22 protein-coding genes are annotated in these 20,305 nt (G+C 71.9%); 12 read left to right on the top strand and 10 right to left on the bottom strand.

Annotated elements, in window-relative coordinates:
* The first annotated feature begins 90 nt into the window (after positions 1-90).
* Positions 91-471: a hypothetical protein gene (locus ACVJ1F_RS11100; RefSeq protein WP_456886233.1), complete on the top strand. Its 381-nt coding sequence runs from the start codon at positions 91-93 to the stop codon at positions 469-471.
* A 36-nt stretch (positions 472-507) separates the two neighbouring features.
* Here ACVJ1F_RS11100 and ACVJ1F_RS11095 read toward each other — a convergent pair whose 3' ends face one another.
* Complete coding sequence (locus ACVJ1F_RS11095) at positions 508-888, bottom strand: DUF4839 domain-containing protein (protein ID WP_456886231.1); 381 nt, start codon at positions 886-888, stop codon at positions 508-510.
* A gap of 828 nt (positions 889-1,716) precedes the next feature.
* Entirely contained in the window at positions 1,717-1,887 is a 171-nt protein-coding gene (locus tag ACVJ1F_RS11090) for a hypothetical protein (protein ID WP_456886229.1), read from the bottom strand.
* Positions 1,888-1,908: 21 nt separating this feature from the next.
* Between ACVJ1F_RS11090 and ACVJ1F_RS11085 the strand changes: the two genes are divergently transcribed.
* The gene (locus tag ACVJ1F_RS11085; RefSeq protein ID WP_456886227.1) at positions 1,909-2,130 is read left to right on the top strand and encodes a hypothetical protein; all 222 of its coding nucleotides are present in this window, start codon (positions 1,909-1,911) and stop codon (positions 2,128-2,130) included.
* 188 nt (positions 2,131-2,318) lie between these two features.
* On the opposite strand, the gene ACVJ1F_RS11080 is transcribed toward ACVJ1F_RS11085, so the two are convergent.
* The 3 genes from ACVJ1F_RS11080 to ACVJ1F_RS11070 form a co-directional block, all read right to left on the bottom strand.
* Positions 2,319-3,230 carry a pentapeptide repeat-containing protein gene (locus tag ACVJ1F_RS11080; RefSeq protein WP_456886225.1) on the bottom strand — a complete coding sequence of 304 codons (912 nt, stop codon included), beginning with the start codon at positions 3,228-3,230 and terminating at the stop codon, positions 2,319-2,321.
* Positions 3,231-3,282: 52 nt separating this feature from the next.
* Positions 3,283-3,795: a GrpB family protein gene (locus tag ACVJ1F_RS11075; protein ID WP_456886223.1), complete on the bottom strand. Its 513-nt coding sequence runs from the start codon at positions 3,793-3,795 to the stop codon at positions 3,283-3,285.
* A 134-nt stretch (positions 3,796-3,929) separates the two neighbouring features.
* Positions 3,930-4,418 carry a GNAT family N-acetyltransferase gene (locus ACVJ1F_RS11070; protein WP_456886221.1) on the bottom strand — a complete coding sequence of 163 codons (489 nt, stop codon included), beginning with the start codon at positions 4,416-4,418 and terminating at the stop codon, positions 3,930-3,932.
* Between the two features lie 233 nt (positions 4,419-4,651).
* On the opposite strand from ACVJ1F_RS11070, the gene ACVJ1F_RS11065 reads away from it, so the two are divergent.
* A complete protein-coding gene (locus ACVJ1F_RS11065; RefSeq protein WP_456886219.1) occupies positions 4,652-5,002 on the top strand; it encodes an SdpI family protein in 351 nt (116 codons plus the stop codon).
* Positions 5,003-5,191: 189 nt separating this feature from the next.
* Positions 5,192-6,034 (top strand): nuclease-related domain-containing protein, encoded by an 843-nt coding sequence (locus tag ACVJ1F_RS11060; protein WP_456886217.1) that lies wholly within the window; start codon positions 5,192-5,194, stop codon positions 6,032-6,034.
* Between the two features lie 90 nt (positions 6,035-6,124).
* Here ACVJ1F_RS11060 and ACVJ1F_RS11055 read toward each other — a convergent pair whose 3' ends face one another.
* From ACVJ1F_RS11055 to ACVJ1F_RS11045, 3 genes are read right to left on the bottom strand one after another with little or no spacing between them, the layout of a single operon-like run.
* Positions 6,125-6,406 (bottom strand): hypothetical protein, encoded by a 282-nt coding sequence (locus ACVJ1F_RS11055; protein ID WP_056230203.1) that lies wholly within the window; start codon positions 6,404-6,406, stop codon positions 6,125-6,127.
* Entirely contained in the window at positions 6,403-6,714 is a 312-nt protein-coding gene (locus tag ACVJ1F_RS11050; protein ID WP_456886215.1) for a hypothetical protein, read from the bottom strand. Before ACVJ1F_RS11050 ends, ACVJ1F_RS11055 begins: the two co-directional genes overlap by 4 nt.
* 45 nt (positions 6,715-6,759) lie before the next feature.
* Complete coding sequence (locus tag ACVJ1F_RS11045) at positions 6,760-7,071, bottom strand: hypothetical protein (RefSeq protein WP_456886213.1); 312 nt, start codon at positions 7,069-7,071, stop codon at positions 6,760-6,762.
* 516 nt (positions 7,072-7,587) lie between these two features.
* Between ACVJ1F_RS11045 and ACVJ1F_RS11040 the strand changes: the two genes are divergently transcribed.
* From ACVJ1F_RS11040 to ACVJ1F_RS11015, 6 genes are read left to right on the top strand one after another with little or no spacing between them, the layout of a single operon-like run.
* Positions 7,588-9,267 (top strand): ABC transporter substrate-binding protein, encoded by a 1,680-nt coding sequence (locus ACVJ1F_RS11040; RefSeq protein ID WP_456886211.1) that lies wholly within the window; start codon positions 7,588-7,590, stop codon positions 9,265-9,267.
* Positions 9,264-10,337 (top strand): ABC transporter permease, encoded by a 1,074-nt coding sequence (locus ACVJ1F_RS11035; protein WP_456886209.1) that lies wholly within the window; start codon positions 9,264-9,266, stop codon positions 10,335-10,337. Before ACVJ1F_RS11040 ends, ACVJ1F_RS11035 begins: the two co-directional genes overlap by 4 nt.
* The gene (locus tag ACVJ1F_RS11030) at positions 10,334-11,365 is read left to right on the top strand and encodes an ABC transporter permease (protein ID WP_456886207.1); all 1,032 of its coding nucleotides are present in this window, start codon (positions 10,334-10,336) and stop codon (positions 11,363-11,365) included. Before ACVJ1F_RS11035 ends, ACVJ1F_RS11030 begins: the two co-directional genes overlap by 4 nt.
* Entirely contained in the window at positions 11,362-13,206 is a 1,845-nt protein-coding gene (locus tag ACVJ1F_RS11025) for a dipeptide ABC transporter ATP-binding protein (protein WP_456886205.1), read from the top strand. The genes ACVJ1F_RS11030 and ACVJ1F_RS11025 overlap by 4 nt, the downstream gene beginning before the upstream one ends.
* Positions 13,203-15,431, top strand: coding sequence for a CocE/NonD family hydrolase (locus tag ACVJ1F_RS11020; RefSeq protein ID WP_456886203.1), 2,229 nt, complete (start codon positions 13,203-13,205; stop codon positions 15,429-15,431). Before ACVJ1F_RS11025 ends, ACVJ1F_RS11020 begins: the two co-directional genes overlap by 4 nt.
* Complete coding sequence (locus ACVJ1F_RS11015) at positions 15,428-16,126, top strand: TetR/AcrR family transcriptional regulator (protein ID WP_456886201.1); 699 nt, start codon at positions 15,428-15,430, stop codon at positions 16,124-16,126. The genes ACVJ1F_RS11020 and ACVJ1F_RS11015 overlap by 4 nt, the downstream gene beginning before the upstream one ends.
* 17 nt (positions 16,127-16,143) lie before the next feature.
* On the opposite strand, the gene ACVJ1F_RS11010 is transcribed toward ACVJ1F_RS11015, so the two are convergent.
* Together ACVJ1F_RS11010 and ACVJ1F_RS11005 are read right to left on the bottom strand one after the other, a co-directional pair.
* Positions 16,144-17,454 (bottom strand): ABC transporter permease, encoded by a 1,311-nt coding sequence (locus tag ACVJ1F_RS11010; protein WP_456886199.1) that lies wholly within the window; start codon positions 17,452-17,454, stop codon positions 16,144-16,146.
* The gene (locus tag ACVJ1F_RS11005; RefSeq protein WP_043595759.1) at positions 17,451-18,146 is read right to left on the bottom strand and encodes an ABC transporter ATP-binding protein; all 696 of its coding nucleotides are present in this window, start codon (positions 18,144-18,146) and stop codon (positions 17,451-17,453) included. Before ACVJ1F_RS11005 ends, ACVJ1F_RS11010 begins: the two co-directional genes overlap by 4 nt.
* A gap of 180 nt (positions 18,147-18,326) precedes the next feature.
* Here ACVJ1F_RS11005 and ACVJ1F_RS11000 point away from each other — a divergent pair, with 180 nt between their 5' ends.
* Together ACVJ1F_RS11000 and ACVJ1F_RS10995 are read left to right on the top strand one after the other, a co-directional pair.
* Complete coding sequence (locus ACVJ1F_RS11000) at positions 18,327-19,571, top strand: sensor histidine kinase (protein WP_456886197.1); 1,245 nt, start codon at positions 18,327-18,329, stop codon at positions 19,569-19,571.
* Positions 19,568-20,290: a response regulator transcription factor gene (locus ACVJ1F_RS10995; RefSeq protein WP_456886195.1), complete on the top strand. Its 723-nt coding sequence runs from the start codon at positions 19,568-19,570 to the stop codon at positions 20,288-20,290. Before ACVJ1F_RS11000 ends, ACVJ1F_RS10995 begins: the two co-directional genes overlap by 4 nt.
* Positions 20,291-20,305 lie beyond the last annotated feature (15 nt).

Here is a 20,305-nt window from a genome sequence, read left to right as displayed (position 1 = left end):
GACTCCGCACGATCGGCGCCGAGCTGGCTGCCACGATCTAGCGGCCGCAATGCACCTGCGCGGAGGTGGGCGCGACCTTCCAGAACAAAGATGAGCGCCTTCTTGCTTGCCGGGTTCGCTGAAGCGGAACGCGACCTCAGTGAGGCCGACCAGTCACGGCTGCTCATTAGGTCGATGGTGTTCACCGACGGGGCGATGGACTACCCCAAGCAGATGCCGATCGACTTGCCCCGGACGGCTGTCGATGTCGAGCTCGACGACCTTGCCGATGACGCCGACCGCGAGATGCGGCGGCGGTTGAGGGAGGAGTGCGTCACCGTACCGGCGGCAGCGACGGATCAGTACGAGTGGTTGGGCCACCCGGGCGAGTGGTCTCCGGGGGGGTGCCGCTTTCGCATAGGCGACGGTGAGCGATGCAGTGACCGAGCTGCAACGGCTCGCATCGAGAGATGCTCCACCGGGCGTCCATGATCGGTGCGGTCGAGCTCGACTACATCTGCACGAAGGTCACCTGAATGTGGTCTCAATAGGGTCGAGCTGGAACAAGCAGGTGTTGGGCTCGTATTCGACGACTCGTGCGGTGAAGCGCAGCATTGTTCCGACGCCAACCGAGTCGGGAACGGCGCCCAAGTAGTGGAGGTCTGACGTCGTGTTCACGTCCCGAAATTGGAAGGCGGGTCCGGCGGCTGACGTCTCGCTGAAGTCGCCGGCGCCCAGCAAGAGGTCGTAGCGGGTTTTCGCTCCGTCATGCAGCTTGAGCGCAGCTATATGTCCGTCGAAGGTCAGTGTCTGATCTCGGTGGCTCGACGCGAAGGTCGCAATCGAGGCATCACAATAATCCGTGTTCTGCAGGAGCGCAGCGAACGCAGCACTGTTTTCGATGGTCACGGGGGACTCGTCACTTAGTGCGCTGGGCGTCGAAGTTGCTTCTGGCGATGACGATTCTGAAACCGCGACCTCTGAAGTGGCGTCGGCAATCGGCTCACTGGGTTGGGTGCCGTCTCTGGCTTCTGTGATCACACCCCCGATCACGATGCCTACGATTGCGAGGGCGACGATGCTAACGACTAGGACATAGAGACGAACCTGACGTGTCCGTACCTGGCGTCGGACGATGAACTGGGTCCGTAAACGGCCGGGCGACTCAGCGACTATCTCCCAGCCCTCTTGCTGCCACTTCGAACGAGTACGCCCTTCCATCCCTCGGACGCAGCGGACCGCCTTGGACTCATAGCGCACGCCGTCTTCCGTGGCCATACTTTCTCTCCCCTTTAATGCAACACCCGGATAGGCCTCGAATCTATTGGCTGACAGCGGTTCCCTGGACCATCGGTATGCCGTCGTGCGGTATCCAGAGGGGACCGGCCTGAAGCAGGAAGCGACCGAAGTCGCTTCCCGCGACGGAGCTACATCCGCTTGCAGTTACCGCACAAAGGCCAGTTGTTCGTGCCCTGTCTCTTGTTGGCCTGCGGGATCTGTTGCCCGTTCGGACAGTTGTCGAAGACGTGGTGCACGTCTGGGTCTGTCTGAACGGTCGAGTGGTAGGGAGAAACGCGCATGAATGACTCCTTCGTCTTCAGATCGGCAGCAACATGCTGCTGTCATCAAGCTACGTGGCACCACCGACACGCACCGACTGAGGGGCCTAATTTTAGCAATGGGCAAACCTGAGAGTCAGATTGGAAGTCAGCCCGCGCCTCCTTGGTGTCATCGCTTCTAGCAGCTCTTGTACCGCGGGCGGTACGTGGTCGCGACCGCGCCGGAGGCGAGGTCGTGGCGGGCGAGCGGGGTGAGGTCGAGGGGGCGGGGGAGGCCGGCGAGCAGGTAAGGGCCGTGGCCGGCGACCCAGGGGTAGACGGTGAACTCGTACTCGTCGACAGGCCCCAACCGACGACGTCGGTGGCGAAGGTGGAACCTCCGAGACGGAGCGGGCCGCCGGGACGGCTCTTCAGCTCGCGCACCGCCTCACGCACGTCACCGCCGAGCAGCTCGGCGTTCCAGTCGACGCTCTCGAGCGTCGTCGACGCCACGTACTTCGGGATCTCGTGGATGGTCCGCGCGAAGGGCTGCATCCAGTCGGGGAACGCGTCGGAGGCGGGCGGACGCCAGGACTGCTCCATCAGCTCGTAGGTGACCCGTCCGAGCAGCAGACCGTCGGCCCGGGCCAGCGCGTCCGTCGCGAGCTGGTGGACCTCGGCATCCGGCCGGCCCTCACGGTGGTCGATGCAGCCGTCGAGCGTGACGTTGATGGAGTACGTGAGCGTCCTCATGCCGGGGAGGCTAGCCCCGCGACGGAGGCGCCGCCAGAGGCACGAAAGCTAGCGCCCGCCAGCCCAGTGCGTCGGCCACGCGAAGCCCTCGGGCAGGCGCGTCGCCGCATCACCCCGGGCACTGTTGACCTGCATCTGCGTCAGGTAGATCGCCCCCGAGAGGTCCGCCCCACCGAGGTCGGCGTCCCGCAGGTCGACACCGAGCAGATCGCACCGGTCGAGGTCAGCCCCGCGCAGGTCCGCCGCGATCGCAATACTGCCACGGAGCGTCCGCCCCCGCAGCGCCGCCCCTGCCAGGGCCGCACCCATCAGGTCGCTCCCCGGCTCGAGAGTCGGTCCCTTGCCCCTCGACCGCCGAGGAGGCGCGGGTACGGCCGCCCGGGCGACCTCACTCGCCTGGACCAACAGCGCGCGCACCCCGTCGTACTCGGCGTCGACGTCGAGGGCGGCCAGCTCGTCGGGGGTGCCGTCGGTGAGGCTCCGGACGTGCTCGAAGGCGGCGAGCCACGGGGCCGGGTCGGGGGTGGTTGCTCGGGTGCGGCCGTGTTGGGCCGCGGCGGCGTGTGCGCGCTCGCGCTCGACCAGCGTGATCGCCTCATCCAGGTACCAGAGCAGCTCGTGCAGCCTCCGCACGAGCGGGAACGTCGAGAACATCGCCTCACGCGTCGCGGGGTCGTCACGCCACGATCGCCCGGCGAACGTCTGCCGGCTGACCTTTTGCCCCGCCCCGAAACAGTCGAACACCGTGCAGCCCTTGAACCCACGCTCACGCAACTGCCGGTGGATGCGGCAGCCGTCGTGCTCGTCGAGGTTCGTACAGGGGTCGCCAGCCGGCTTGTCGAACGGGAAGTCGGCGCTCTTCGTGAACGCGAGCGCGACGCAGCACAGGCCGAAGCAGTTGGCGCAGTCGGCTCCGAGGTCGGCGCGGCGGCCCAGCTCGATCCGTGTGCGGGTGCTCATCGCGGGCAAGGTTAGCGGGCGTGACGGGCGGGGGTGGTGGAAGAGGGGTGGCTCACTTGTCCCACACCGTCACCGCAGGGAGGCCCCGAGCCACCCGCTCCTCGGTGACGAGGTCGGTGATGAGCGCGGTCTTGGCGGCTGTGTAGGCGCGTCCGTCGTCGAGGCCGGCCAGCGCCTCCTTCAGGGTCCCGTAGCGCTGCCGCGCGACCGGGTCGCGCAGCAGGCGGTCGCGGAACAGTCGCTGGTGGCAGGCGTCCCACTGGTCGGGGCGGAAGACGTGGAGGATGTGCGTGCGTCGCGCTCCGTCCCGCCGGACGTAGACCACGTGGGTCTTCGGGCCCGCTGTGTGTCGTTCGTAGCCGAGGTCGACCAGGGCGAACGGGTCGGTGCCCGCAGACGTGCGGGCGGCGACGTCGATGATCGGCTTCGCGAGGAGGCCGGGGACGGCCGTGCTGCCGATGTGCTCGAGAGCGTCGACCCGGGTGCCGAGGGCGACCGCAAGACGTTCGGCCTCACGGCGGTAGTCGTCGGCCCAGGTGGGGGAGTGCGGCTGCAGATCGACCATCGGGGCGATCGTACGGGGTGTCACTCTCGGCGGGTCGGGGTCGAGTCGTCCTGGATCGTCGTTCGCGGGGAGGGGAAAGACGATACGGGACCACTCGATGACCGGTGGGGCGGGCGTGGGCCGACCCGCGCCTCTTAGGGGGTCGTCGGGCGGAGGTCGTCGAGGGGGCGCGACCAGGCGACCTCGCGGGCGAGCTGGCCGGAGGCGCGGAAGAGTTGCACCTGGTGCGTGTCGGGGAGGGCCGCGGCGAGGGCGTCGCGGTCGGCGGGGGTGAAGCCGAGCTGCTGCCAGAACGGTCCGGAGCGGCGGGAGAAGAGCCAGGCGTGGCGGGCTCCGTGCGTGGCGGCGTCGGCCAGGGCGTGGCGGGCGAGACGGGAGCCCGCGCCGCGGGTGCGGACGGTGGGGGCGACGGCGACGCTGCGGATCAGGGCGTGCTCGCCGTCGGCGCTGAGCTCGTAGCCGGTGCTGCCGACGACGGTGCCGGTGGCGTCACGGTCGACCCAGAGCCGGAGGCGCGGCGAGGGGGAGTCGAGACCGGCGAGCGTGAGGTCGGCGGCGGCGAGGAAGGCGCTGAGGTCGGCTCGGGCGTCGGCATCGGTCGGGGCGATGGGGACGAGGGACATGGGGCCATTCTTCCTGGGGCTCGTCGGGCTCGTCGGGCTCGTCGGGCTCGCCGGGCTCGCCCGGTTCGAGTCTGCCCGGGTGGGCCCGGCAGGCTCGAGTGGGCAGAAAGTGTCGTTGGGGGGCGGCGGAAGGACACTTTCTGCCCACTCGATGATGCCGAGGTGGGCCACGGCGGCTCCGAACGGTCCGCGCGGGGGAGTCGCGTCCGGAGGCGCCGACCTAGCCTGGAGGGATGCTCGCCGTCGTTCCGCTCATCGTGTTCGCCGGGTGCGCTGTCGTCTTCGGAACGACGCTCGCCGCCGCCCGCGGATGGCTCGGGGTCAATCACCTCGCCGGCATCCGGTTCCGGCACGTGATGGCGTCGCCCGAGGCGTGGCGGGCCGGGCACCGGGCAGCACTCGTGCCGGTGACGGTGGGGTGCGCGCTCGCCGTGGGGTCGATCGTGGTGCCGCTCGTCACGGGCCCGTCGGAGGACGCGATGGCCATCTGGGCGATCGGGAGCATGGTCGCGCTGCTGTTCGGCACGCTCGTCGGGGCGTGGCGGGCGGATCAGGCGGCCACGAACGTGCTCGGTTCGCCGTAGGCGCCCGTGACCCGGTGCTGGTGCTGGTGATCGGATCGCCGAGTGGTCAGAAAGTGTCCTTCCCGCGCGACGGAAGGACCTTTTCTGACCACTCGATCGAGCCCACCGACCCGGACGCGGGCTGACCTCCCCAACGGGGGCTCGTCTGCACGTCACGTGTCGCCCTACCGTGTGGGCAAGGGGGAAGACATGAGCGAGACCGTGGCGCGCGGAAGCGTGGCGATGACGTTGAAGGCCCGGCGGCCGGCCTACTCGGTGATGCAGGAGTGCCTACGCGTCCAGGCCGAGGCGCCCGCACTGACCCGGCGGCAGCGCCTCTTCGGTCACTCGCCCCTGAGCGCCGACGCCCAGAGTTGGTACCAGGGCGCCCTCGGTGAGATCGAGGTCGCGCGCGTGCTCGCCGAGCTCGGGCCCGAGTGGACGGTGCTGCACTCCGTCCCGGTCGGCTCGGGCGAGTCCGACATCGACCACGTGGTCATCGGGCCGACGGGCGTCTTCACCGTCAACACGAAGCACCACGCCGGCAAGAAGGTCTGGGTCGGCGGCGGCACATTCATGGTCGACGGGCACCGGACCACGCACTCGCGCAACTCGGCGTACGAGGCGACCCGCGCCTCCCGGCTGTTGTCGACGGCGGCCGACCTCGAGGTCGCCGTGACGCCCGTCATCGTGCTCGTCGGCACGGCGTCGCTGACCGTCGGCAAGAAGCAGCCGACGGTGCCGGTGGTCGTGGCCGTCCGCCTGCGCAAGTGGTTGATGAACGGGCCGCGGGTGCACTCACCCGAGGCGCTGGCCTACCTGGCCATGGTCGCCGAAGAACGCGGTACCTGGCACACGGAGGCGCTGGTGCTGACGGACACGCTCCGTCACGAACACCGCTTCGAACGCCTGCGCCGCGACATCGACGACGCGGCCCGGCGGCGTCGGCGGTGGCGTATGGGCACGGCGCTCGGCGTTCTCGGGGCGAGCGGGGGAGTCGCCATCGCGGTGGTGGCGACGGTCACGAGCACGGTCGTCTCGACCTTCGGGTAGGTGCCCTGCGCCGTGGGCCCTGAGCCGCGGGCCCTGAGGCCTTGGCCCAGAGACGGCAAGGCCGCCCGTGGTGATCCGGTACGTACCGGATCACCGCACGAACGACGACACCACGCGGGCCACCGCCGCGGTCACGGCGGCAAGAGCTGCAGCGATCAGTGCGAACGCCGACCAGACGGCGAGGTCGGCGTGCTGCAGGTGCAGGCCGACGAGGAACGCGGCGAGCGCGACCACGGCGACGGCTGCCCAGACCGCCAGAGCGCGGGCACTCCACCGGCGCGCCCGGGTCGTCGTTCCGCCCGATGCCGACCAGGCCACTGCGAGAGCGGCCACGGTGAACAGTGCGGGGATGAGGGCGACGAGGTTGATCACGGGAATCCGATCAGGAGGGTCGAGGCGGTCAGTCGACGAATTTCCACCGCACGAGAACGATGAGCCCGAGCACGAGTGCCGTCGGCAGGGCGATGACTGCGAGCCCCCAACAGCAGGCCGCCGACGGTCAGCATGATCGTGAACCAGTCGATCGCCGGAGCGGTGGAATAGCGGGCGGCACCGCTCATGCCGGGCGCCACCTCGTTGATCACCATCAACCCGACGGCGGCGGCGACGCCCACGATGCCGAAGACAAGGGCGAGACGGCCGAGGCGGCGACGACGCCTGGCGGGAGACGAAGCATCCATCTGCTGAGGCTAGGTGCTCGGCCGTGTCTCCACCAGGCCGGACGATCAGGAGGCACGACCACCGCGGCCGGGACGCGCACTGACCAGCCGGTGCGCGAGCATCACCACCAGCAGTGCGACCGCGAACCCGATCGAGAGGACCGCGATGAGCAGCAACGGGCCGCCGATCGTCTGCACCCCGTCGAACCCGTCGAAGCCGTCTGTCGACGAGACCGCGACGTACCTGACCGGCGCGGACGGACGGGTGAACGTCCACCATCTGAAGGCCGTGTCCGAGAGGAAGGCGAACGCCCCGACAAGCCCGAAGGCGAGAGCGGGTCGCCCCGGCGGGAGGCGGGGCGTGGTCGGGGTGGCCATGAGCCGAGACTAGGGCGCGGCCCGGCTCCGGACGGTGTCCCGCTTCGAGGGGCAGGCCGGTCCTCCGGGGCCGATCGAGCCGGGCGAGTGGGCAGAAGATGCTGCCCGGCGGTCCTCGACGAGCAGGTTCTGCCCACTCGAGCCTTCGCGGGCGTGACGGGCGCGGGCGGGCCGACCCGCGCCTCCTGCTCGGACGTCGCCCCGGCGGGTCGATCGAGTGGTCCGAGAACGTCCTTCGTGAGGCGGGGAGGGACGTTTGGGGACCACTCGACCGAGACGGAAGCGCGAAGCCGAGGAGGCGCGGGTCGCGTCGGCGAGGCGCGGTCGTGTAACGAGTGGGTGAAGACTGCAGCCCGTGCACGCTGCCGCACGAGCACGCCCGCATCCGCGGCGGGGCGCGGAGAACGGGGGCTGCGGGGGAGCGCCGAGCCGCGCCTCCGGGGCTCCGGCGAGCTGGCCGCCGCCGCGAACCTCCCTTATCGTTCACCCGAACGATAAACGGAAGGCCATCCCCGCATGACACCGATCGTCCCCGAACACCGACACGCGCTCCGCCCGGCGCGAGGCGCAGACGGCAGCACTGGCCCGGGCCGCGCGGACCGCAGCGCCGACCGCAGCACGGGCCCGAGCCGCCGCACCGTCCTCGCCGGCGCCGCGGGGCTCGCCGGCCTCGGCCTGCTCACCCTCGCCGGCTGCACCCCCGCCCGCAGCACCCCGACCATCCCCGAGGCCGCCGCCACCGGCACACCCGCCCGCGGCGGGCGCCTGCGCATCGCGCGCCCGGCCGCCTCCGCCGCCGAGACCCTCGACTCCGCCAGCTCGCTCTCGGCCTACGAGTACCTCGGCGCCCTCTACAACCGGCTCGTCAAGCTCGACGACGCCGGCGTCACCGTGCCCGACCTCGCCGACGACTGGTCCGCCAACGCCGACGGCACGAGCTGGACCTTCCGCCTGCGCGAGGGCGTCCGCTTCCACGACGGCCGCCGCTTCACCGCCGCCGACGCCATCTACTCGATCGAGCACATCCTCGACCCCGACACCGCCTCACCCCAGGGCGAGGTGCTCGCCGCCATGATCGGCCCCGGCGGCATGACCGCCGTCGACCCGCTCACCCTGCGCTTCGACCTGCTGACGCCGAACGCCGAGTTCCCCTCGCTGCTCACCGCGTACCAGTGCTACATCGTCCCCGAGGGCAGCGCCGACCCCAGCCAGGGCGGCGGCATCGGCCGCACGGGAATCGGCACCGGACCGTTCCGCCTGTCGAGCTTCGAGCCCGCGGGCACCGGCAGCGTCGAGGCGTTCGAGGACCACTTCGCCGGCCGCCCGGTGCTCGACGGCATCGACTTCTTCTCGATCCAGGACACCACCGCCCGCGTCAACGCCCTGCTCGCCGGCCAGATCGACCTGATCAGCCAGACCAACCTCGACTTCGCCACCGCCCAGGTCGTCAGCGCCTCGGCCGGCGCCACCGTCGCCCGCGCCCCCGACGCCCAGTGGTACACGATCCCGATGCTCGCCACGAGCGCCGAGTTCAACGACCCACTCGTCCGCCAGGCGATGAAGCTCGCCTACGACCCGCAGGCGATCGTCGCCACCGCCCTGCAGGGCACCGGTTCGCCCGGCTGGGACAACCCCGTGCCTCCCTCGCAGGCCGTCTGGCTCGACGACCAGCGCGCCTACGATCCCGACCAGGCCCGCGCGCTGCTCAAGCAGGCCGGACGCGAGGGGCTGAAGACCGAGATCTACACGTCCAGCTACGAGTCGGTCTTCACCCCGATGGCGGTCGCCTACCGCGACGCCGTCCGCGACGCGGGCATCGACCTGACCGTGCGCAACGCCTCGTCCGACTCGTACTACACGCAGATCTGGATGCAGAAGCCGCTCATGGTCAGCTACTGGTTCACCGGACGCCCGATCGACCAGCTGCTCAACCAGATCTTCCGCACCGGCTCGTCGTACAACGAGAGCGCCTGGTCGAACCCGACCTTCGACGGCCTGCTCGACGACGCCCGCGCCGAGATGGACGACACGCGCCGCATGACGCTCTACCAGGACGCCCAGCGCATCGTCGTCGAGGACTCCGCCGACATGACCCCCATGTTCGGCGACCGCCTCGTCGGCCTGTCGCGGAACGTCCTGAACTACCGCGAGTTCGGCTTCGAGTTCGACTACCTGCAGATCGGACTCCGCGCATGAGCCCCACACCGACCGCCAGCCGCCCGAGCACCAGCGGCCCGGCCGCCGGCGGCACGACCGCCAGCCGCCCCGGCGCCGGCGGCCAGCACCCCACGTCCCCGGTCGTCGCGACCCTGATCGTCGTCGCCCGCCGCGTCGGCACCGCTCTGCTCACCGTGCTGCTCGCCTCGTTCTTCGTCTTCTTCGCGGTGCAGGCCCTGCCCGGCGACGTCGCGCAGCAACTGCTCGGCCAGGACGCCACCCCCGACGCCGTCGCCGCCCTGCGCGAGACGCTCGGCCTCGACCAGAACGTCTGGGTCCGCTACGGCCAGTGGCTGCTCGGTGCGGCCCACGGCGACTTCGGCGTCTCGCTCGTCAGCGGCCTGCCGGTCGGCCCCGACCTGCTGATCGCGTTCCGCAACAGCATGCTGATCGCGCTGCCCGCCATGATCGTCGGCGTCACCCTGTCGCTGACCCTCGGCGTCATCGCCGGCGTACGCCGCGGCCGCCCGAGCGACCACGCGATCTCGCTGATCAGCCTGGTCGTCATGAGCGTGCCCGAGTTCATGGTCGCCACCGTGCTCGTGCTGCTGTTCGCCATCGCGCTGCCGATCTTCCCGGCGGTCGTGCTGCGCGGCCAGGACGCGACGGTCGCCGAACTGCTGCCCAGCATCTGGCTGCCCGTCATCGTGCTGACCCTCGCCATGGCCGCCTACATCGTGCGCACCGCCCGCTCGTCGACGATCGACGTGATGGCGAGCGAGTTCGTCACGACGGCCGAGCTCAAGGGCCTGTCGACGCGCCAGGTCGTCTGGCGCCACGCCGTGCCGAGCGCCCTGCTGCCGACGCTCAACGTCGTCGCGCTGAACGTCGCCTGGCTGCTCGGCGGCGTCGTGGTCGTCGAGAACGTCTTCAACTACCCGGGCATGGGCAAGCTCATGCTCGAGTCCGTCTTCAACCGCGACCTGCCGACGATCCAGGCGATCGCGGTCGTCAGCGCCCTCGTCTACGTGGTGTGCAACCTCGCCGCCGACCTCATCGCGCTCGCCCTCGACCCGAGGCTGCGCACCCGACGGAAGGCCCGCTCATGAGCCCCGCACGCGACCGGACCCCGCCCGTCGACAGCGGCGAGGGCGGCACCGGACACCGCACCGCCGAGGAGGCGCGGGTCGCCACCACCGCGGACCCCGCCACCCCGGGCACGCAGGTCGGCGGCCCGGCATCGGCCGGCCCGCAGGCCGCGGGCGGCTGGCCGAGGCGACTGCGCGCGAGCGCGACGTCCCTGACCAGCAGCCTCAGCGCCTCCTCGTCCTTGAGCATCGGGCTCGGCCTGATCGCGCTGCACGTCCTGCTGGCGCTGCTCGCCCCGGTGCTGACCGGCCACGACCCGGTCGCCACCGACTCGGGAGCCGCCCTGACCGGCACCAGCTGGGCCCACTGGCTCGGCACCGACCAGTACGGCCGCGACATCCTGTCGCGCACGCTGAACGGCGGCCGGTACGCACTCGTCGTCACCTTCCTCGCCACGACGATCGCGGTCGGCATCGGCACCGTGCTCGGTTGCGTCACCGCCTACGCCGACAACTGGTTCGACGAGGTCGTCATGCGCATCGTCGACGCGCTGCTCAGCGTGCCGTCGATCCTGGCGCTGCTCGTCGTCGTGACCGTGTTCGACTCGGGCCTCTGGGTGATCGTGCTCGCCGTCACCGTGATCTACGCGCCGGCCGTGACCCGCGTCGTCCGCGGCGCCGCCCGCACCGTGATCACTCAGGACTACGTGACCGCCGCCCGCGCCCGCGGCGAGAAGCCGCTGAGCATCGTGTTCCGCGAGATCGTGCCCAACGTCACCGACGTGGTGCTCGTCGAGTACGCGATGCGCGCCTCCTGGATCGTGCTGCTCATCTCGACCCTGTCGTTCCTCGGGTTCGGCGCCAACCCGCCGACGCCCGACTGGGGCCTCATGGTGCAGGAGAACCGCACCGCCCTCACCGTCGTCCCGTGGGGCACGCTCGCCCCCGTCGTCGCCCTCGCCACGCTCGTCATCGGGCTCAACCTCAGCGCGGACGGGCTCAGCAAGTCGCTGGGCGTCGACCGCGCACAGAAGGGGGCGGTCTCGTGAACGAGCCCCTCGCCACCACCACTACCACCGCAGGAGGCGCGGGTCGCCTCGTCGACGCTGCCCCCGATCCCGTCGTCCGCATCGACGACCTCTCCATCTCGTACGCCGCCGGTCGCCGCGAGGTGCCGGTCGTGCGGGGCGTGAGCTTCGACGTCGCCGCCGGACGCGCGCTCGGCCTGGTCGGCGAGAGCGGCAGCGGCAAGTCCACCGTCGCCCGCACCCTGCTCGCGCACCTGCGGCGTGGGTCGCGGGTCGTGTCGGGCAGCGTCCGCGTCGCCGGGGACGACGTCTTCGCCCTCGACGAGCGGGCGCGCCGGGCCCTGCGCGGTGGCACGGCGGCCCTGGTCGCCCAGAACGCCGGCCAGGCGCTCACCCCGTCGATGCGCGTCGGACGCCAGCTGCGCGAGGCGCTCGAGAGCCACGGCCTGCCCGGAGGCGACGACCGCGTGCTCGAACTCGTGCGCCACGTCCGCCTGCCCGACCCCGAGACGATCGTGCGGCGCTACCCGCACCAGCTGTCCGGCGGGCAGCAGCAGCGCGTCGCCATCGCCATGGCCATCGCGGCGCGGCCGAAGCTGCTGGTGCTCGACGAGCCGACCACCGCTCTCGACGTCGTGACGCAGTCGGCGGTGCTCGAGCTGATCCGTGACCTGGCCGTCGAACTCGGCATGGCCATCGTGCTGGTCAGCCACGACCTCGGCGTCGTCTCGACCATGGCCGACGAGATCGCCGTCATGCACGAGGGCCGGATCGTCGAGCACGCGCCGACCGCGTCGCTCTTCACGGACCCGCAGCACGAGTACACCCGCGAGCTGCTCGCGAGCATCCCGCGCGTGCACGCCGACGCCACCGCACCGCGTTCCGTGCACGGCACCGCGACCAGTCACGGTGTGCAGCACGAAACGCGGCGCGACGCGGACGACGCACCCGCAGGAGGCGCGGCGCAGGACCGGAGGACCGCAGCCGCCACCGGGCCGGTCGTCACGGCGAGCGACCTCGTCGTCCGGTACGGGCGTGGCCTACCCGCCGCGGTCGACGGCGTGTCGTTCACCATCGGCCGTCGCGAGACCCTCGCCGTCGTGGGGGAGTCCGGCAGCGGCAAGTCCACGCTCGCCACGGCCCTTGCCGGACTGATCCCCGCCGAGTCCGGTCGGTTCGCCTTCCACGGGTCCGACGGGGTCGAGAGTGACCTCACCCGACCCGTCGCCGGGCGCACGGCGACGCTGCGCCGGTCGATCCAGCTGATCTTCCAGAACGCCGACACCTCGCTCAACCCCCGCCGCACGGTCGGCGCCGCGATCGCCCGACCGCTGAAGCTCTTCACGGGCGAGTCCAGCCCCGAACGCGTCGGCGAACTGCTCGTCGAGGTCGGCCTGCCGCCCGAGTTCGCCTCGCGCCTGCCCGCCCAGCTCTCGGGCGGCCAGCGCCAGCGCGTCGGCATCGCCCGGGCGCTCGCCGCCGGCCCCGAGCTGATCATCGCCGACGAGATCACGACGGCGCTCGACGTCCGCGTGCAGGCCGGGGTGCTCGACCTGCTCGCGGGGCTCCGCGACGAGAAGGGGCTCAGCTGCCTCTTCATCAGCCACGACCTCGCGGTCGTCCGCGGCGTCGCCGACCGGGTCGCCGTCATGACCGGCGGCCGGATCGTCGAGGTCGGCCCGACCGAACGCGTCTTCCAGGGGCCGAACCACCCGTACACGCGCACCCTGCTCGACGCGACGCTCGACCCGGGCACGACCGAGCTGCCCGACGTCGGCGACGCACGGCCCCGCTGGCGGGACGCCGACGGCTGGGACGACCACGGCGGCGGACACCACGTGAAGCGCTGGGAGGCGATGTGAGCACGAGCGGCCGACCCGACCCGGGACCCCGAGGCGACGAGCGGGGGGACGGCGCACGCGACCCGCGCCTCCTCGGCGACCCGCGCCTCCTGCAGGAGCCCGCGTGGGCCGGGGGAGTCCGCACCCTCGGAGCCCCGCGCGCCGACCTCGCCGACACCCCCGGGCGGCAGGATTCCGACCGCCCGCACGGCAGCGGCCCGCTCGAGGTCGAGGTGCGCGACGAGTGGGTGCCGATGCCCGACGGGACGCGACTGCACGCCCGCATCTGGGCCCCCGTGGTCGACGAGCCCGTGCCGGTGCTGCTCGAGTACCTGCCCTACCGGCTCGACGACTGGACGGCTCCGCGCGACAGCGAGCGGCACCCCTGGTACGCCGCGCACGGCTACGCGTCGGTGCGGGTCGACATCCGCGGCACGGGGTCGAGCGACGGCCTCTTTGACGACGAGTACTCGGTGCAGGAACTCGACGACGGCATCGCCTTGATCGAGTGGCTCGCCGCCCGGCCCTGGTCGACCGGCGCGGTCGGCGCGTTCGGCATCTCGTGGGGCGGGTTCAACGCGCTGCAGCTCGCCGGGCGGGCTCCGGCGGCGCTCAAGGCGATCGTGACCGTCTGCTCGACCGACGACCGCTACGACAACGACGTGCACTACATGGGCGGTTCCGTGCTCGGCATCGACATGGCGTCGTGGGGCGGCACGATGTTCGCGTTCAACTCGCGCCCGCCGCGACCCGAGGTCGTCGGCGCCGACTGGGTCGCCCGGTGGCGCGAACGCCTCGAACACAACCGCCCGATGACGACGACGTGGCTCTCGCACCAGGAACGCGACGACTACTGGCGGCACGGTAGCGTCTGCGAGGACTACTCGTCGATCACGGCCGCCGTCCTCGCCGTGGGCGGCTGGGCCGACCCGTACCGCGACGCCGTGCTGCGGCTGGTCGAGAACGTCGACGCCCCGGTCAAGGGCATCATCGGGCCATGGTCGCACCAGTACCCGGATCGCGGCCTGGCGCCCGGTCCGGGCATCGGATTCCTGCAGGAGACCCTGCGCTGGTGGGACCGCTGGCTGCTCGACTGCCCCAACGGCGTCGACGCGGAGCCCGTGCTGCGCGCCTGGATCAACGACTCCGAGCCGCCGGCGACGTACTACGCGGAGCGGACCGGGCGCTGGGTCGCGGCCTCGACCTGGCCGTCGCCCTCGACCGAGGCGCGCATCGTGCCGCTGGACTCGCTGAGCGGCGGGTCGGAGGGGCCGGTCGTCGTGCGCTCGCCGCAGAGCACCGGCCTCGACGCGGGGCGGTTCTTCCCGTTCGGCAACGCGACCGACCTGCCGCCCGACCAGCGCGCCGAGGACGGCCGCTCGGTCTGCTTCGACCTGCCGGTCGACTCGCCGCTGGACGTCCTGGGCAGCGTCGTCGCCGACCTCGCCGTGGCGAGCGACGTGCCCGACGGCACCGTCGTCGTGCGCCTCTGCGACGTCGCCCCCGACGGTTCGTCGACGCTCGTCACCCGCGGCGTGCTCAACCTCAACAAGCGGAACGGACGCGAGCGCGCCGACGACCCGATGGAGGCGCGGGTCGAGCAGGTCGTGCGCGTCGCCCTGGTCTCGACCGGGCACTCCTTCCCGGCCGGCCACCGCCTCCGGATCGCCGTGTCGAGCGCCTACTGGCCGTGGGTCTGGCCGCACCCGGTCGAGGCGACCCTCACGCTCGACCCGACGCGCAGCAGCGTGACGCTGCCCGTGTGGACGCGCGGGCCCGGCGACGGGTCGGCGGAGCACCCGGTCGACGACGGCGTCGCGTTCGAGGCGCCCGAGCGGGCCGAGCCCCTGGCCGTCCGCGCCCTGCCGCCGGGCACGGACCTGCCGCAGCGCAGCGTCTCGCGCGACGTCGGCACGGGCGAGTGGGTGCTCGACGTCGACCCCGGCTACGGCGGCGGACGCGAGTACCCCGACGGCCTGGTCTTCACCGAGGACAGCCGCGAGACCTACCGCATCGTCGACGGCGACCCGCTGTCGGCGTCGGCCGAGTCGCGCTGGGCGATCGGACTCGAGAAGCCGACCTGGAAGGCGTGGCTCGAGACCACGTCGCGCGTCACGGCCTCGGCCGAGGCGTTCCGGGTCGAGAACACCGTGCGCGCCTGGGCCCGGGACGGCGGGCCCGAGGCCGAGACGGTGCTCGTCGCCGACCGGACCTTCGACGAGCTCGTGCCCCGGACGTCGGCGTGAGCGGCGCGGGCGGTGCGGGCACCGGCCGCCCGGGCACCGGCGGCGCGAGCACCGGCGGCCCGGCCACCGGCGGCGCGGCCACCGGCGGCACGGGCGTGCGACAGAAGCCGGTCGTCCGGCGGGCGTCGATCGTCGAGGCCGCCCGTGAGGTGATCGTCCGCGAGGGCATGAGCGCGACCCGGCTTCGCGACATCGCCGCCGCGGCCGGGGTCTCGGTCGGCACCGTGACCTACCACTTCGACGGCGTCGCCGAGATCCTCAACGAGGTCGTCGTGCTCGAGACCGCCCGGTTCTACTCGTCGATCATCGAGGCGGTCGACGTCGAGCCCGACCCGGTCGTCGGGGTGCGGATGCTCGTCGAGCCCCTGTTCGCCGACACCGACGCGACCGACGAGCACTGGCGGCTCTGGTCCGACTACTGGACGGCCGTGGCGCGCAAGCCCGCGGTCGCCGCCGAGTACGTCGAGCGCATCCGCGTGTGGGAGGCCTGCCTGACCCGCACCCTGCGCCGCGGGGTCGAGCAGGGGCGCTTCGCGACGGACGACCCGTCGGCGCTCGCCCTCAAGCTCGCCGCCTACAGCGACGGCCTCGCGACCCAGCTCGCCCAGAAGGCGCCCGGCCTCACCCCCGGCCTCGCGCTCGACTGGATGTGGACGCTGCTGGAGCACGAGACCGGGGCGTCCTTCCGGGGCTGACCCGCGCCTCCTCGGCCTCACTCGTAGCGGAGCGACTCCACCGGGTCGGCCTTCGCGGCGCGTGCGGCCGGCAGCGTGCCGGCCAGGAACGCGATCACCATGACCACGACGATGATCAGCGCGATCGACACGGGGTCGAACGCGATCAGCGTCAGCCCGGGCAGGTTCGACAGCAGCGACCCGGCCAGGGTGGCGCTGACGACGCTGCCCGCGATCATCGCGACGCCCACGCCGATCGCGCTGCCGAGGAACCCGATGAACGCGGCTTCGAGGCTGAACAGGCCGAACACCTTGCCGCTGCCCATGCCCATGGCCTTCATCAGGCCGATCTCGCGGGTGCGCTCCTGCACGCTCATGAGCAGCGTGTTGACGATGCCGAAGCTCGCCGCGAGCAGGGCGATGATCGCGAAGGCGTTGAGTACCAGCACGATGCCGTCGATCACCGTCGTGAAGGTGCCCAGCTGGTCGGCGACGGTCGTGCCGGTGTAGCCGGCGGAGGCGAGACGCTCCTTGAGGTCGCTCACCTGCCGGTCGGACGCGTCCGCGGCGAACCGCACCGTGGCCTGCGCGTAGCGGTCGACCTGGTCGGCGGGCAGCCCGACGTTCTGCGCGTCGAACAGGGCCGTGCCGAGGGCCGCGTTCGGGGTGACCGCCGCTCCGGCGGGCGAGGCGATGCTCTCCTCCGCGACGCCGACGACGGTCGCGGTGACCGTGTGCTGCGTGCGCGTGGCGTCGGTCACGGCGAGCGTCACGGGCCGACCGACGGCCGCCTCGTCGTCGCGGTACCCCAGGGGACCGACGTACGACGTCGGGACGACCACCTGCAGGTCGGTCGCGTCGTCGTCGGGCTGGGCGCCCGCCGTCAGGGTGAGCTGCTGCCCGGGCACGAGGGCGCTCGCCGAGACGACGTACTTCGTGCCGCTCTCGCCCTCGACGTAGTCGGTCGCGAGCGACTCGGTCGGCTGCACGGCCAGCACGCCGTCGACGCCCTCGAGGGTCGTCACGTCGTCAGGGGTCAGGGCGACGACGGTCGCCCCGGGGGCACCGAACCCGCCCGCGGCGACGGTGTCGGGGTCGTACTCGGTCGGACCCGAGTCACCCACGCTGAGACCCTGCGCGTCGTCGGAGGCCTTCGTGACCGTCATGGTGTCGGACGAGCCGACGGCCGAGACCGTGTCGTCGATGTAGGCGTTGATGCCGGTGCCCAGTCCACTCGTCAGCGTCAGCGTGAACGCGCCGACGAAGATCGCCAGGATGGTCAGGATCGTCCGCGTCTTCGACCGGAACGTGTTCGAGACGGCGGTCAGCAGCAGGTCGGTGGTCTTCACGCGGCCACCTCGGCCTCGTCGTCGACGATCAGCCCGTCGCGGATCACGATGCGCCGGTCGCAGCGCGCCGCGAGCTCCTCGTCGTGGGTCACCACGATCAGCGTGATGCCGTTCTCGCGGTTCAACGAGAACAGGATGTCCTCGACGACCGCTCCGGTCGCCGTGTCGAGGTTGCCCGTGGGCTCGTCGGCGAAGATGATGCGCGGATCGTTCACCAACGCCCGCGCGATCACCGTGCGCTGCTTCTGACCCCCCGACAGGTTCAGGGCCTTGTTCTTCGCCTTGTCGGCCAGCTCGAGCTGTTCGAGAGCCGCCAGACCGCGGCGACGGCGCTCGCCGCGGGGCACGCCCGCGATCTTCATCGGCAGCACGACGTTCTCGAGCACCGACGAGCTCGACGTCAGGAAGAACTGCTGGAACACGAAGCCGAACGTCTTGTTGCGCGTGCGGTTCAGGCGCCCGCCCTTGAGCGTGCTCGTGTCGACGCCCTCGAGCTCGACGGTGCCGGTCGTCGGGGCGTCGAGCAGCGCGAGCACGTGCATCAGGGTCGACTTGCCCGAGCCGCTCTTGCCGACGATCGCCACGCTCTCGCCCTCGGCGATGTCGAAGCTCACCCCCTTCAGGGCCTCGAACCGGTTCGGGCCGCGCCCGTACGAACGGTGGACGTCTCGGACCGAGATGATCGGCGCCATGGTGCTCCTGTCGCTGACGGCCCCGGTGTCTCCGGGGCCGAGACCCACCCTCGCGGGCCGCGCCGACCGGGTCGTCCCCCCACCGCGGACACCTGCCGGCCGTCGAGTACCGCACCTGCGGTACGCGACGTCGGGCCAGAGGGGGACTCGGCCACCGCCGTTCCAGGGCACGATGGGGTCATGACGACGACGGACGGCGGGAGGCGCGAGCCCGCCTACCCGCGACCTCGCGTCCCCTGGTGGCTGGGCGACACGATCGCCGCGGTGCTCGTCGTCGGTGCGGCGTTCGCCCCCTTCCCCGTCGCGGGGTTCCGGCCGACCGGCGGGCTGGCCGTCGCGGTCGTCGTCGCCCCCGTCGTCCTGCTGCCGTTCCGTCGTCGACGCCCCGTCCCGGTGCTCGCCGCGATCGTCGGCCTGTTCGGCATCGCCGCCCTGCTCGGCACGCTCGCACCGGGCGTCGTCCTCGCCACCGGCATCGCCGTCTTCGCCGTGGCCGCGCGGACCCCGCGCCGCCGCACCATCGTCGTGACGGTCGCCACGGTCCTGGCCGTCGCCCTGCTCGGCCTGCTGGGCGTGGGGGGACGCGTCGTCGACCTGCCCGTGGTCCAGTTCACGCTCCTGGTCGCCTTCGCCGCCGCGGCGGGCGACGCCAGCCGCTCCCGACGGGAGTACATCGAGGCCGTCACCGAACGCGCCGAGCGAGCCGAACGCACCCGTGAGGCCGAGGCCTCGCGTCGGGTGGCCGAGGAGCGGTTGCGCATCGCCCGCGACCTGCACGACGCCGTCGCCCACCAGATCTCGGTGATCAGCCTCAACGCGGGCGTCGCGTCGTCGGCGATCGAGACGCGACCCGAGAAGGCGGTGACGGCCCTCGCGACCATCCGCCGCGCCTCCCGGACCGTCCTCGGCGAGATCGGCGACCTGCTCGAGGTGCTGCGCGCCGGGGACTCCGAGCGGGTCGCGTCGCCGCAGCCGGGCCTCGCGCGACTCGACGAGCTCGTGGCCGGGTTCGCCGACGCGGGCCTCGTCGTGAGCACGCGGGTCGAGGGCCCGCTCGCCGCGGTCACGGGCGCGGTCGACCTCGTCGCGTACCGGGTCGTGCAGGAGGGGCTGACGAACGCCGGCAAGCACGGTGCCGAACACCGTGCGCACGTGCTCGTCGCGGTCGACGAGCACGAGGTGTCGGTCGTGGTGACGAACCCCGTGCCGGCGTCGAAGGACGCGCCCGAAGCGGTGGACGTCCGTGGCGGGTACGGGCTGCTCGGACTGCGCGAACGCGTCGCCTCGGTTCGGGGCGTCGTCGAGACCGGGCCGACGCCGGGCGGCTACCGGTTGGCGGCCGTGCTGCCGGTGACCCGTGGGGTCGACGTGGCCGGCTCGTCCGGCTCGGCCGGCTCGTCCGGTGGGAGCGGGGGAGCCTCGTGACGACCGTGCTCGTCGTCGACGATCAGCCGCTGATCCGTCAGGCCGTGACCGACATCCTCGACGGTGAGGACGGGGTCGAGGTCGTGGGCGACGCCGTGAACGGCCGGGAGGCGGTGATGCGGGCGTGGGACCTGCGTCCGGACGTGGTCGTGATGGACATCCGCATGCCCGAACTCGACGGCATCGGCGCGACGGCCGAGATCTGCGCCGACCCGCTGCTCGCCGGGACGAAGGTGCTGATCCTCACCACGTTCGAGGAGGACGAGTACCTCGTCGCGGCCCTGCGCGCCGGGGCGAGCGGGTTCATCGGCAAGGGCGCGGAGCCCGACGAGATCGTCCGGGCGGTGCGGGCCGTCCACGCGGGGGAGTCGCTGCTGTCGCCCGTCGCGACCCGCAGCCTCATCGAGAAGTACGTGCTGCCGAATGGCGGCGGGGCGGGATCGGTCCCGGGGACGACGTCGTCAGGGGAGTCGTCGTCGGGGGAGTCGTCGCCGGCCGTGCCGACCGAGCTCGCCCACCTGACCGACCGCGAGCGAGAGGTGTTGCTGCTCGTCGCGCGGGGTCGGGCGAACGCCGAGATCGCCACCGACCTGGTCATCTCGCCGCACACCGCGAAGACCCACGTCAACCGCATCATGACCAAGCTCGATGCCCACGACCGGGCGCAGCTGGTGATCATGGCCTACGAGACGGGCTTCCTCGCGCCGGGCGCCGCGTAGCGGCCTTCCCTGCGT

The organism is Frigoribacterium sp. 2355 (genome assembly GCF_054060695.1).
Note: the sequence above shows the minus strand (reverse complement) of the source record. Positions and strands in the feature narration are given on the sequence as shown.